14 protein-coding genes are annotated in these 13,265 nt (G+C 61.7%); 4 read left to right on the top strand and 10 right to left on the bottom strand.

Going from position 1 to position 13,265, the window contains the following annotated elements; translation table 11 throughout:
* Positions 1-8 precede the first annotated feature (8 nt).
* Positions 9-1,292, top strand: coding sequence for an NAD(P)/FAD-dependent oxidoreductase (locus ACNYC6_RS26215; protein WP_419709823.1), 1,284 nt, complete (start codon positions 9-11; stop codon positions 1,290-1,292).
* A gap of 15 nt (positions 1,293-1,307) precedes the next feature.
* Positions 1,308-2,018 (top strand): cupin domain-containing protein, encoded by a 711-nt coding sequence (locus tag ACNYC6_RS26220; protein WP_419709824.1) that lies wholly within the window; start codon positions 1,308-1,310, stop codon positions 2,016-2,018.
* Positions 2,019-2,127: 109 nt separating this feature from the next.
* Here ACNYC6_RS26220 and ACNYC6_RS26225 read toward each other — a convergent pair whose 3' ends face one another.
* The 10 genes from ACNYC6_RS26225 to ACNYC6_RS26270 all read right to left on the bottom strand — a co-directional run bounded on the left by ACNYC6_RS26225 (position 2,128) and on the right by ACNYC6_RS26270 (position 12,003).
* Positions 2,128-2,619: an Lrp/AsnC family transcriptional regulator gene (locus ACNYC6_RS26225; protein ID WP_081567735.1), complete on the bottom strand. Its 492-nt coding sequence runs from the start codon at positions 2,617-2,619 to the stop codon at positions 2,128-2,130.
* Positions 2,620-2,657: 38 nt separating this feature from the next.
* On the bottom strand, positions 2,658-3,344 hold the full coding sequence (locus tag ACNYC6_RS26230) for a hypothetical protein (RefSeq protein ID WP_419709825.1): 687 nt from the start codon (positions 3,342-3,344) through the stop codon (positions 2,658-2,660).
* Between the two features lie 97 nt (positions 3,345-3,441).
* Positions 3,442-4,731, bottom strand: a complete 1,290-nt coding sequence (gene gabT, locus ACNYC6_RS26235) for a 4-aminobutyrate--2-oxoglutarate transaminase (RefSeq protein ID WP_419709826.1) — start codon at positions 4,729-4,731, stop codon at positions 3,442-3,444.
* Positions 4,732-4,993: 262 nt separating this feature from the next.
* Entirely contained in the window at positions 4,994-6,082 is a 1,089-nt protein-coding gene (locus ACNYC6_RS26240; protein ID WP_419709827.1) for an ABC transporter ATP-binding protein, read from the bottom strand.
* Positions 6,083-6,241: 159 nt separating this feature from the next.
* Positions 6,242-7,702: an NAD-dependent succinate-semialdehyde dehydrogenase gene (locus ACNYC6_RS26245; RefSeq protein WP_419709828.1), complete on the bottom strand. Its 1,461-nt coding sequence runs from the start codon at positions 7,700-7,702 to the stop codon at positions 6,242-6,244.
* Between the two features lie 270 nt (positions 7,703-7,972).
* Positions 7,973-8,767, bottom strand: coding sequence for an ABC transporter permease (locus tag ACNYC6_RS26250; protein WP_419709829.1), 795 nt, complete (start codon positions 8,765-8,767; stop codon positions 7,973-7,975).
* Positions 8,768-9,694, bottom strand: coding sequence for an ABC transporter permease (locus ACNYC6_RS26255; RefSeq protein WP_419709830.1), 927 nt, complete (start codon positions 9,692-9,694; stop codon positions 8,768-8,770). It abuts the gene before it with no gap.
* Between the two features lie 317 nt (positions 9,695-10,011).
* Entirely contained in the window at positions 10,012-11,064 is a 1,053-nt protein-coding gene (locus tag ACNYC6_RS26260; RefSeq protein ID WP_419709831.1) for an ABC transporter substrate-binding protein, read from the bottom strand.
* Positions 11,065-11,290: 226 nt separating this feature from the next.
* Positions 11,291-11,746 (bottom strand): glycine zipper 2TM domain-containing protein, encoded by a 456-nt coding sequence (locus ACNYC6_RS26265; RefSeq protein ID WP_419709832.1) that lies wholly within the window; start codon positions 11,744-11,746, stop codon positions 11,291-11,293.
* A gap of 134 nt (positions 11,747-11,880) precedes the next feature.
* A complete protein-coding gene (locus ACNYC6_RS26270; RefSeq protein WP_419709833.1) occupies positions 11,881-12,003 on the bottom strand; it encodes a hypothetical protein in 123 nt (40 codons plus the stop codon).
* On the opposite strand from ACNYC6_RS26270, the gene ACNYC6_RS26275 reads away from it, so the two are divergent.
* Both ACNYC6_RS26275 and ACNYC6_RS26280 read left to right on the top strand, forming a co-directional pair.
* Positions 12,003-12,191 carry a hypothetical protein gene (locus ACNYC6_RS26275; protein WP_419709834.1) on the top strand — a complete coding sequence of 63 codons (189 nt, stop codon included), beginning with the start codon at positions 12,003-12,005 and terminating at the stop codon, positions 12,189-12,191. The two genes, ACNYC6_RS26270 and ACNYC6_RS26275, sit on opposite strands and share 1 nt — an antisense overlap.
* 33 nt (positions 12,192-12,224) lie before the next feature.
* Positions 12,225-13,232 (top strand): Ldh family oxidoreductase, encoded by a 1,008-nt coding sequence (locus tag ACNYC6_RS26280; RefSeq protein ID WP_419709835.1) that lies wholly within the window; start codon positions 12,225-12,227, stop codon positions 13,230-13,232.
* Positions 13,233-13,265 lie beyond the last annotated feature (33 nt).

A 13,265-nucleotide genomic window follows, 5' to 3' on the forward strand; every position in this document is an offset into this window, starting at 1 on the left:
AGGCTGGCATGACTGTTCAGAGCTTATGGGCGGCCACCGCCCAACCGGCACCCGCGCTGCAATCCCTGGAAGGCGAGCGACAGTGCGATGTGGTGATTATCGGTGCGGGTTACACCGGCCTCTCGGCAGCCCATCACATTGCCCGCAGTGGTCGCGAGCCCCTCATCGTCGAGGCCAATACCCTGGCCTGGGGCGCCAGCGGACGTAACGGTGGCGTGGTTTCACCGAAATTCCGGGTGGGCTTTCCCACGCTCATGTCGCGCTTTGGCCGCGACACCGCGTTGCAGATGTACCACACCGGTTATGCCGCAGTGGACAGCCTGGTGGAAATGGTCGATACACTCGGCCTGACCGGTGCCGAGTTACATCTGGGCGGGCACATCGCGGCGGCGCACAACATCCATGCGCTGAGTTCACTGGAAGCCACCGCGAGCTGGATCAAACGTGAAACCGGCGGTACGTCATCACAGATGATCTCGGCCGACCAGGTGCGGGAAATGACCGGTTCGAAGGTCTTCGCCGGCGGCTTGCTGACCCCCAAGGCCGGCGGCATTCATCCTTTGAACTATGCGCGCGGTATGGCTCGCCACCTTGTCGATCATGGCGTGAAAATGTTCATCAACAGCCCGGCCGAGCAGGTCCGTCGCGAAGGTGATCGGATGATCGTGCAGACGCCGCAAGGGCGGATCAGTGCCAGGCAAGTGATCTACGCCACCAACGGTTATTCCGACCAGACCCGCGCCACCGATACGCTGCATCGACGGTTGATTCCGTTCCGCAGTGCGATCATTGCCACTGAGCCCCTGCCATCGCACATCCTTGCCGCGATCATGCCGGGCGGGCAGGTGTGTGGCGACACCAAGCGCATGCTGCGCTGGTTCCGTGTCATAGGCGATCGCTTGATTTTTGGTGGGCGGGGCGCATTCGGCAAGGGTGATTCACAAAGCGCGTTCGACGCTTTACAGCGCAGCATGGGCGACGTTTTCCCGATGCTTCGCGACCAGCCAATCGCCTATCGCTGGTCGGGCCTGGTGGCGATGACGCTGGATTACCTTCCCCATGCCGGGCAGCTCGATGAGCGCAGCTACTACGCCATCGGCTACAACGGTGGCGGGGTCGCGATGTCGACCTGGATGGGCAGGCAACTGGCAGCCATGACGGCGGGCGAGAAGGTCGAGCTCGGTTTGCTGGCGGGCGAGCATTTCAACCCTATTCCTCTGCATGCCTTCCGGGCGCCGGGTGTGCGCCTGGCGGCGGGGTGGCAGCAATTCCTAGATGTCATCGGCCGATGAGCGAGGATTAAGCGTATGCCACCGATTCTGCATTACTCCCACCCCCATACCGAACGCCAGTTGCCCTGCGCACCCTTCGCCTTGCAGGGCGATCCGCTGGCGGCCGGGCGCGTCGTCAACTTCCACGACCCCGTGCAGGGTTATGCTGCCGGCAGCAGTGCCAGTACGGGGGCGAACCTGTTGATCGAGGCGTTTCCCTGGGTTGAGCTGGGTGTGATTGAAGCCGGCGAGTTGAGTTTGCAGGGCGAAGGGTTCGACCTGAAATTGACGGCGGGGGATTGTTTTGTCGTGCCCCGTGGCGTCAATGTGCGTTGGCAACACTGCGGACAACTGCGTCGGCTGTTCATGGCGTTTCCGGGGCTTTCAGTCAGTACCGGCATGCCCACGACCCCCATCAGGATCGATCTGTCCCAACCGCTGGAGCCGACGAATCCGCCGGCTGCCAGTGTGCTGTTGACCGCCACGCCGAAAGCCTGGAGCGAAACTCTTTTCAGCGCCGGTAACCTGCGCATCGGGCTGTGGCAATGCGAGGCGTACGCACGCAAGCAGGTCGAGCCGGGTTACAGCGAGCTGATGTTTATCCTCGAAGGCTCGGTGACCCTTCGGGCCGAGCAGGGCGACAGCCATCATGTGCGGGCGGGAGAAACGGTGATCGTACCCAAGGGCGCCACCAATGCGTGGGTCAGCGAAGAGACCGTGCGCAAGGTGTTCTGCATCCTGTCGTAGTTGGGGAGGGGCGCTGCAGGGTCAACCAGACCTGCAGCCGTTCGGCTTGCCGTGGATAGCGATCCGGTGATCGCCATCCACGGCAAGCCGAACGGCTGCAGGTTTTGCTTTAGACCGCGCGAACCAGGCTGCGCAATGGCACGGTGCTCTTGACCACCGGCGATTTGATCACGATGTAGCTGAAGTACTTCTCGATGCCGATGTTCTTGTCGAGGATCGATTCCATCAGCTCCTGATAGTGCTGAATACTGCTGCACAGGAAGCGCACCAGATAGTCGTAGCCGCCGCTGATCAAGTGGCACTCGAGCACTTCGTCAATGTTGCGGATGCTCGATTCGAATTTCACGAAGTCGGCCCGCTTGTGGTCCGAGAGGGTCATTTCGGTGAACACGGTCACCGAATTGGCAAACTTGGCCAGATTGACATGGGCTTCATAACCGCTGATGTACCCGGCGGCCTCCAGGCGTTTGACACGTTGCAGGCAAGGGCTGGGCGACAGTCCAACGGCTTCGGCGAGGCTGACGTTGGTCATCCGCCCGTCCTTCTGCAATTGGACCAGGATGTTGATGTCGATACGGTCGAGCTTGGTTGCAGCGTCCATTGATCAGTCCTCGCAATGTCAAATCAGGGCCGTCGTACTCAGGCGTGCAATGCCTTTTGATGGGCATGGGCCAGGTCAGCGAGGCTGGCGTATTCACAGCGCTTGCCGTCCATTGCCTGAGGCGAATGGTTCCACGGCTGGTCATGGCCGCGACGTAGTGTGCAGACCGGAAAATCCACCCGTTCATTCCACGGATCATCGCTTTCCGTGCTGCGCACCGGTAACAATTCCGAACGCTCCAACCCCAGGCGATGCAACTCGCCTTCCAGGCTGTTGTGCCAATCTTCGTCGCAGGGTTCGATGATTGCATCGAATTCGACCGGCAGGCGACGGGCCAGGGCAAGTACATCGATACCCTGGGGTGGGGCGATCAGTATCAAGCGGTAGAACTTGCCCAAGTACTGGAGGGCACCTGGCGCGTCTTCAAAAATCGGCCACAGGGATGAAGAGTTACTAAATGCCACACTTTCATCCCAGCCCGGAATGATTTGCAATTGTTGCGCCACACGATGGTAAAGCTGGCCGTGAAAAGCGGCTGCGCTGATCTGCGGGGCACTGCTGGCAAGCTCTTGTGCCACCTGTCGATAACGACTGAGCAACTGCGCATCGCTGGCGCTGGATTCACTTTGCACCGCCAGCGGTCGCAGGCCTTCGAGAATGCCCCGTTCGCGGTCAACCAACGTGCCGAAGGACAGACCCAACGCCTTGTAATGGGTGACTCTCATGACTTGCTCCTGAGTAGGCCATGCCGGTTCCATCATGATTCAACCCGGAGCCCGACACTGCCGGGGCAGGTCGGGCCGGGTGTTGCTGTTACTGCGTTCAGCAGGCGGTGGCTAACGCTTTTTCGAGCATCTGCAAGGCTTCTGCCACTTGCTCCTGCGTGGTCACCAGCGGCGCGAGGAAGCGCACCACGTTGCGATGCACGCCGCACTTGATCACCAGCAAACCGGCATTCCGGGCTTCATCGATGACCTTTTGCGCCAGTGCTGCATCGGGGCTGCGGGCGGCATCGTCGGCGACCATTTCGATGGCCTGCATGAAGCCCAGGCCGCGCACGTCACCGATTCTCGGATAACGTTTCTGCAAGGCCAGCAACCCGTCACGCAGTTGGGCTGCCAGTATCTCGCCCTGTGCCAGCAGATCCTGCTCTTCAAACAGGTCCAGCACGGCCAGCGCCGCGGCACAAGCTACGGCGTTGCCGCCATAGGTGCCGCCGAGGCCGCCCGGGGTTGGCGCATCCATGATCTCGGCGCGACCGACCACGCCAGACAGCGGCATGCCGCCGGCCAGGCTCTTGGCGACGGTCACCAGGTCAGGCTGGATGTCGGCATGCTGGAAACCGAACATCGTGCCGGTACGGCCGAAACCCGCCTGGATTTCGTCGAGAATCAGCACGATGCCGTGCTGAGTGCAGCGGGCGCGCAGGGCTTGCAGGAATTCCTTGGGCGCGGCGAGGAAGCCGCCATCGCCCTGGACCGGTTCGATGATGATCGCGGCGACACGATCCGGCGCCACGTCGGTGGCGAACAATTCGTCCAGCTCGGCCAGCGCGTCTTCGCTGCTGACACCGCGGTAGGCGTTGGGGTAGGTGGCGTGATAGATCTCAGCGGGGAAGGGGCCGAAGTTCTGCTTGTATGGCTGGCTCATGCCGGTCAGGGTCACGCCCAGCAGGGTTCGGCCGTGGAAGCCACCGCGAAAGGAAATCACCGCCGTGCGATTGGTGTGGCCACGGGCGATTTTCACCGCGTTTTCAACGGCTTCGGCACCGGAGGTGAACAACACGCTTTTGTAGTGGGCGTCACCGCCGACCAGTTTGTTCAGGCGGGCGGCTACCTGAATGTAATTCTCGTAGGCCACTACCTGGAAGCTGGCGTGGGAGATCTTGCCGACCTGTCGGCGCACGGCCTCGACCACCTTCGGATGGTTATGGCCGATGTTGAGCACGCCAATGCCGCCGACGAAGTCCAGGTAACGCTTGCCATCGACATCCCATAGTTCGGCGCCCTGGGCGCGCGCCGCGACCACCGGATGGGCGGTGGCTATACCGCGCGGTACATGGTGTTCGCGCAGGGCGAGCAGGCGTTGGTTTTCAGTCAGTGCAGAATTCATCTCGATCTCCGTGAACGCCGAAGGTGGCGGGTGATGTGATCAGGATAAGGATTGCCCGGAACCACAAGCGCTGAACTTGGGGCGTCGGCTGCTGTGATCGACTTTTTTGCAGGGGTGTGACGAAATATTTCGCTGCGCGGGGCGCCGGGTATCGTTTGCGCCAGAAACGACATCGGCCCGTGGCAGTGCGGCTTGTCGGCGGGACCTTGAATGGCTGACGCCGACAAACCGTGCTGCTACGGGCCGAGAGGTTCTGGGTGAATCAAACCCCGGCGCGTGGCACGACGATGGTGTCTTCCGGGTGCAGGCGCATCATCATGGGTGCGCCAATGGGCGGCAGGCTGAGGTTGCCTTCGTGGTGGCTGGGTTGACGCAGGCTGACCGTTGGCCCGCCTTCGAGGTCGACGAACACTTTCAGGCTTTCACCCTGGAAAACGATGTCGGCCACGCGACCACGCAGACGGTTCCATTCCGGCCCCGAACTGGCGTTGTCCAGCAGCAGCTTTTCCGATTGCAGGGCCAGGAACACATCCCCCGATGCCGGCACCGGGCGGGTGGTGCGCAGGGCTGTGCTGCCCAGGGTCAAACCGTTGTCCGCGCTGCGTTGCAGCGGCACCAGGGTGCTCTCGCCGATGAAGCTGGCGACGAAATCGTCGGCCGGATGGTCGTGCAGGCGGCGCGGTGTATCGACCTGCACCAGCTGTCCGCCGCGCATGATTGCGATACGGTCGCTCATGGTCAGGGCTTCGCGCTGATCGTGGGTCACGTAGATCATGGTCGCGCCCAGGCGCTTGTGCAGGGCACGCAGCTCGATTTGCATGATTTCGCGCAGTTGCTTGTCCAGGGCCGACAGCGGCTCGTCCATCAGGATCAGCTTGGGTTCGAAGACGATGGCGCGGGCCAGGGCCACGCGCTGGCGCTGCCCGCCGGACAGTGCCGCGATGTTGCGGTCTTCATAGCCGGACAGCTCCACGGTCGCCAGGGCGCTCTTGACCCGGTCGCGGCTTTTGCTGGCGCTTTCGCCACGGGCACGCAGCGGAAAGGCCACGTTTTCGCCAACGGTCATGTGGGGGAATAGCGCATAGTTCTGAAACACTACGCCGATTTCGCGCTTGTGCGGCGGCATCAGCGTGACATCGCGCTCGCCGAATAAAATGCTGCCGGAACTGACCCGAATGAAACCACCCAGAATGCTCAGCAAGGTGGTCTTGCCGGAACCGGACGGGCCCAGCAATGACATGAACTCCCCGGCTTCGACCTTGAGGTCGACGTTGTTCAAAGCCTTGAGGTTGCCGTAGTGCTTGCACACCTTGTTTACGCTGACCGATTCAAAACCTTCAGTGAAATTCATGAAGCGTCGTCCTCTGTAGAACCAGGGATTGCCCGATAAGCCTGATGGTTATCTGAACACAGGCGTGGGCCTGATTCGTGCCGTTTTGGGGCGCCGGACCAACAGGATCTGCCGTCCGACGCGAGTGGGGGGCCACAGGCTGCTTTACGCCTGCCTCGATCAGCCCAGGCCGCCGATGTGCCAGGCCTTCACCTCGAGAAACTCGTCCAGGCCGTACTTGGAGCCTTCGCGGCCGGTGCCCGATTGCTTCATGCCACCAAAGGGCGCCACCTCCATGGAGATGATCCCGGTGTTGAGTCCGACCATACCGAACTCCAGTCGCTCACCCACGCGCCAGGCGCGGCGCATGTCCTGGGTGAAATAGTACGCGCCAAGGCCGTAGGGCGTGGAATTGGCCAGGGTCAGCGCCTCGGCTTCATCCTTGAAACGGAACAGCGGAGCCACCGGGCCGAAGGTTTCTTCCGTGGCCAGCAGCATGTCGGCGTTGGCGTCGCGCAGCACGGTCGGCTGCACATACAGTCCCTCGCCTTGCGGGATGCCACCGATGGCGATGCTCGCGCCTTTCTCCAGCGCGTCGTTGATGTGCCGTGCCACTTTGTCCACGGCAGCGGCGTTGATCAGAGGCCCGATGGTGACACCGCTTTGCAGGCCGTCGCCGACTTTCAACTCGGCAACGGCAGCGCTCAGGCGTTCGGCGAAACGGTCGTAGATGCCGTCCTGCACCAGGATACGGTTGGCGCAGACGCAGGTCTGGCCGGCGTTGCGGAACTTGCTTTGCATGACGCCGGCGATGGCCAGGTCAAGGTCGGCGTCGTCGAAGACAATGAACGGCGCGTTGCCGCCCAGTTCCAGGCTCAGGCGTTTGATGGTGGCGGCGCATTGACTCATCAGCAACTGACCGATCCGGGTGGAGCCGGTGAACGACAGTTTGCGCACATCGGGGTTGGCGGTCATCTCGCCGCCGACCCCTGCTGGCAGGCCGGTCAGGACGTTGAACACGCCAGCCGGGATGCCCGCGCGCTCAGCCAGCACCGCCAGCGCCAGGGCCGACAGCGGGGTCATCTCCGATGGCTTGACCAATACCGTGCAACCGGCCGCCAGGGCGGGGGCGCATTTGCGGGTGATCATCGCGTTCGGGAAGTTCCAGGGCGTGATGGCCGCGACGACGCCGATGGGTTGCTTGAGCACCAGAATCCGCCGGTCGGCGGCTGGTGAAGGGATTGTGTCGCCATAGATGCGTCGGGCTTCCTCGGCGAACCACTTGACGAAACTGGCGCCGTAGGCGATTTCGCCGCGGGACTCGGTCAGCGGTTTGCCTTGTTCGGTGGTCATGATCAGCGCCAGGTCTTCCTGGTTTTCCATGATCAGGCTGAACCACACCTCCAGATAGCGCGCGCGTTCGGCGGCAGGCACTTCGCGCCAGGCAACGAAGCGCGCTTGCGCGGCTTCGATCGCACGGCGGGTTTCAGTGGCCTGCAACGCCGGCACTCGGGCAATCACGCTGCCGTCGGCGGGGTTGGTCACGTCGATTGTCGCGCCGTCATCGGCCTCGATCCAGGCGCCGTTGACGTAGGCGCGTTCGACAAGCAGGGAAGGGTCACGCAGTTGGTTTTTCAACATGATCAGGGCCTTGAGGGTACGAACGATGGGTCCATTGTAAAAAGCCCCGTCCAGTGGCCGATGCCGAGATGAGCCTGCGCACGGGTGATAGATGCTGAAATCGGGCGCGTGACGGCAGGCTGTGCTGGGGCTGGAAGTGGCCGAGTGGCGCGTGATCGACCGGTCCGTAACGAAGCCCCGGAAACGACGTTGCCCGCCTGGGTGGTGCGCCGGACATTGATCATGTCCGGCGCACCACCCAGGCGGGCAACGTCGTTTCTGCGAGTGTGATTACTGCTTGTTGCGACCGGCGATCAACACCAGGATCAGGGAGGCCAGGATCAGGATCGAGCTGATGGCGGCAATGGTCGGATCGATCTCATCGCGCAGCGCCGTGAACATGCGCTTGGTCAGGGTCTGGTTGTCGCCACCGGAGATGAACAAGGCGACCACGGTTTCATCCAGCGAGGTGATGAAGGCGAACAGCGTGGCCGACACCACGCTCGGCTTGATCTGCGGCAGGGTCACGGCCATGAACGCCCGGAAGCGGTTCATGCCCAGGCTGCGCGCCACCATTTCCTGCGACATGTCGAAGTTACGCAAACCGGCCAGCAGCGCGATGATTACATAGGGCAGGGCGAGCATGATGTGCGCCAGCACCAGCCCGGTCAGCGTGCTGATCAGACCGACCCGGGCATACACGAAGAACACGCCGGCCGCGATCAGGATGATCGGCACCATCATCGGCAGCAGCAGAATGATCTGCAGCGTGCGCACCACCTTCAGGCTCGAGTTGTTGATGGCGTAGGCGGCTGCCATGCCGATCGGCAGGCTGATCGCCATGGTGAAGAATGCCGTGATCAGGCTGACCCGTGCCGCCGACATCCACTCCACGCTGTTGAAGAACGCCTCGTACCAATGGAAAGACCATTGCTTGGGCGGAAACTGCAGGAAGCGAGCTTCGGAAAACGACATGGGTACCACGATCAACACCGGGATGATCAGGTACAGCAGGATCGCCGCGACCACCACGGTGAACAGCACGTGGGACAGGCGCAGGTGACGCAGGTTAGCAAGCAGGTTCATTTAGCGAGCTCCCAGAATGCGTTCGATGGGAATGAAGCGGTTGATGCCCCAGAAAATCAGGAACACCACGAACAGCAGCACCAGGCCGACCGCGCTGGCGGCGCCCCAGGCGTGGTACAGCTCGACGTTGCGCTGCACCAGCATCGACACCAGGATCGTACGACCGCCACCGAGCAGTTCAGGGGTGATGAAGAAGCCCAGGCAGATGACGAAGACCAGGATCGAACCGGCCATGATCCCGGGCGCAGCCATTGGCAGGAACACGCGGCGGAAGGTGTAGAAGGGTTTTGCGCCCAGGCTTTCCGAGGCTTGCATGAGGTCCTGGGGAATTTTCTTCATCACTGAATACAGCGGCAAGACCATGAAGGGCAGCATCACGTGCAGGGTGCCGATCACCGTGCCGGTGGTGTTGTGCATCAGCGTCAGGGGCTGGTCTATGATGCCCAGGTCCATCAGCGTCTGGTTGACCAGCCCGCGGCGTTGCAACAGCACCAGCCAGGCATAGGCGCGGACCAGTACGCTGGTCCAGAACGGCAGGATCACGCAAATCAGGATCAGGTTGGCCCAGAAGCCCTGCAGACGCGAGGCGGCGTAGGCGATGGGGAAGCCCATCACGATCGACAGGATGGTCACCATGAAGCTGATCTTGAAGGTCAGGGCGAAGGTGTCCCAGTAGATGGTTTCCTGGAAAATCCGGATGTAGTTGGCCAGGGAAAACCCTTCCTCGGTCTGGACCGACTGCAAGGCCAGCCAGCACAGCGGCATGATCAATAGCACCACCACCATCACCAGCGCGGGGGTGAGCAGCAACAGCATCGAGGTATGTTCCTTGCGCTCTTCGCGGGCCAGGGCGTCTTCGCTGGTCAACGGCGGCTGAGGCTGGTCGCTGGAGTCGGGCATGGATTTGGCGAGATAGGCGTTAGACATAAAGACCTCTCGTCACTGCAGGGGGCTGGAGGGGATCCAGCGCTGGCGGACAGTGTTGGCGGCAATCGTCCTCTCGGACTGCAAGATGCTCGGATAGTGTCATGTAAGGAACTCCCAATGGTGGGCAGGTACTTAGGGTGAGCGCGAGCTGTCTGCACAGGTCACTCTGCGGGACCCTCAGGCCTAATGTACCGGGATGCCAACGAACGAAGCGGGTGGAATTAGCCGGTGCCGAAGTGCTTTATGTCGAAATCGGGGAGGCAGACGGCATGTCCTGCGCCGAGGCGTCTGGCCCGCGGCGCAGCAACAATCGACCGTTATTTTTTCTGGACGAAGGCCAGCCAGCGCTCTTCTGCCTTTACCCCATCCTGCGAGGCCCACCATTGCGCCGAGAGCAGGGCCTGGCGGGAGATGTTCTCGGGGGAGGACGGCAGCTTGGCTTCACGCTCGGCAGGAATCACACCGGTCTTGAATGCCTCGGGATTCAGGGGGCCGTAATCGATGATCATCGGCAGTGCTGCCTGGAGCTTGGCATCGATGGCTTCGTTGACGAACTTCATCGCCGCGACCTTGTGCGGGGAACCCTTGAGTACGCACAGCGAGTTGGTTTCCAGTACGCCCTGGTTGTAATCGAAGGCCACCGGTGCGCCGGCGGCCTGTACAGCGGTGATACGGCCATTCCAGGCCTGAATCATGTCCACTTCGCCGTCGCTGATCAGCTGCGCCGACTGCCCACCGGACGTCCACCAGGTGGCGATGTCGGGCTTGATCTGTTCGAGCTTCTTGAAAGCGCGATCAACGTCCAGGGGGTAGAGCTTGTCCACCGGCACGCCGTCCGCCAGCAACGCGATTTCCAGGGTCGGGCGCGGCAAGTTGCGCAGGGAACGTTGGCCTGGAAACTTCTTGGTGTCCCAGAAATCGGCCCAGGTCTTGGGTACGTTGTCGCCTTTGAAGGCGTCTGTGCGATACGCCAGTACCGTGGAGTAACTGATGTAACCGACGCTGTATTCGTCCTTGAGGCTGTCGGGTATCTGAGCGGCGTTGGGAATCAGCGACAGGTCGAGCTTCTCAAACAGGCCTTCAGCCTCGCCCCGGATGCAATCCCCGGTAGGCAGGTCGACCACGTCCCAGGTGACCTTGCCGCTCTCGACCTGGGTCTTGATGATCGGGTAGGCCTTCGGTGAACTGTCCTGCTTGAGCGTCAGGCCGAGCTTTTTCGCGGCTGGCTCGAGAATCGCCTTGCTCTGCGCTTCCTGGTAGGCACCGCCCTGGGAAACGAATGTGATGTCCTCGGCCATGGCCTGCGTGGCGCCACCGATGAACAGGGCCAGGCTCGCGAGTTTGAAAGCTGTAGTGCGCAATGTGCTCATGGAAAGACTCCGAATGGTTGGCAGATTTTTGGGGCGAGCTGTAGGTTTTGTTGTCGGTCGCTCTGCGGGACCATGGAGGTCTAATGTACCGGCTTGTCCATGAACTAAGCGGCTACAAATGTGCGGATGAAAAGTCGTTTATTGCGAAATTCGCAAGGGACACGGTATTTCGTGCGTCGAGTGCGGGGGGCGTTGAGCCTGCCGTTTAACCGGGCAGGACAACGGACTAACCCTGGGGCACCACACGCGCTTCGCTGCCGGCACCTTCAACATAAACGTTCATGCCTTTGGTCAGTGACGGATTGATCGGTTGGGTCACCGAAACCAGTACGCCGCTGTGGGTTCGAACGATGATCTGCTGCGCATCCTTGGGCTGGTCATATTGTTTCTTTTCTGCGTAGTTACCGCCGGCCGCACCCGCGAGGGCACCGGCGACCATCGCAACATCCCGGCCAGTGCCACGCCCGATCAAACTGCCAAGGGCAACGCCGCCAATACCGCCGAGGATCGCCCCGACGCCACTGTCGTGATTAGTCTGCATCTGAACCTGCGAAATCTGCTCGATCTTGCCCGAGCGAATCTCCATTTCACCCGCGCCACCGCTCCCGGCATCGACCGCGGCGCAGGCGCAAAGCAATACACTCAACAGTGAAATCGTCAGCCAGGAAGCGAAAGTTTTCATCATCGAACTCCATCTCATAGGGATTGGGTCATATAAACGCACTCCATCCACGCTAGACGAAAAAGTCCGGTGCGGTTGCATACATCATTGCGTGCCCGACGAATCAACCGCCTATTGTTTGCGCCTCTGCAAGTTCACACCGCTTCTTTGACCTTTCGCTGCACCCACTGCGCCTCGTTTTGCAGTTCCAGGACTTGCCGATGGAAACGCACCAGCGAGGCATTGTGGCCGACGCTGATCAGGATCGTTTCGGGCAATGAGCTTTTTCACCAGCGCCCAGAAGTTCTCCAGCGCCACTTCCAGGCGATGGGTGAAACGGGCATTTTCCACGGATGCGCCGCGGTACTGGGCCACCGAGTTGGCGTTTTCCCGCAGGCGCATCAGCGCTGTGCCGATTTCGTCGTCGCCAACGGCCAAAGCCATCAAGCCATCTCGCCCCGGTTAGACCACCCTGAACGGTCTGTTCAAGGAGATGACCATGATTCGATTGACCCTGATCCAGGCCCGCGAGCTGGCCGAATCGATCCTGTTGCACAACGGTTTCAATCTGGCCCATGCGCAAGCGGTGGCGGCGACGGTGATTGCCGGTGAGCGCGATGGCTGTGCCTCTCACGGTTTGTACCGGATTCTGGGCTGCGTGAATTCCCTGCGGGCCGGCAAGGTGTCGGCTGATGCCGAGCCGCAGGTGATCGACCAGGCGCCTTCGATCGTGCGGGTGGATGCTGGCGGTGGTTTTTCGCAATTGGCGTTTCAGGCCGGTTTGCCGTTACTGGCACAAAAGGCGCGCGATAATGGCATTGCCGCATTGGCAATCAATCGCTGTGTGCACTTCTCGGCACTGTGGGTGGAGATCGAACAACTGACCGCTGCCGGGCTGGTGGCGCTGGCGTGTAATCCGAGCCATGCCTGGGTGGCGCCTGCCGGTGGGCGCGTGCCGGTGTTCGGCACCAACCCCATCGCCTTCGGCTGGCCGCGTGCGGGGCGTGACCCGTTTGTGTTCGATTTCGCCACCAGCTCGATTGCCCGTGGCGACATCGAGTTGCACCGCCGGGCCGGCAAGGCGATTCCCGAGGGTTGGGGCGTGGACGCACAGGGCCAGTCAAGCACCGATGCCAACGTGGTGCTCGACAGCGGCGCGATGCTGACGTTCGGCGGGCACAAGGGTTCGGCATTGGCGGCGATGGTGGAGCTGATCGCCGGGCCGCTGATCGGCGACCTGACCAGCGCCGAGTCACTGGCTTACGACGCGGGCAGCAAGTCGTCGCCGTACCATGGCGAGTTGATTATCGCCCTGGACCCCCGGCGCTTTTTGGGCGACGCCACCGAACAACATCTGGCCAGGGCCGAAACCTTGTTCGAGGACATCGAAGGGCAGGGCGCACGCTTGCCGTCACAACGACGTTATGCGGCACGGGTGCGCAGTCTGGTGGAGGGCGTGCAGATTCCCGAGGCGCTGTACAACGACCTGAAATCGCTGCTGATCTGAAACGAAACGGGCGCAAGCCTGCTCGCGAAAGCG

Origin of the sequence: Pseudomonas sp. NFX224 (genome assembly GCF_048565165.1) — a bacterium.
Taxonomy (GTDB): Bacteria; Pseudomonadota; Gammaproteobacteria; order Pseudomonadales; family Pseudomonadaceae; genus Aquipseudomonas.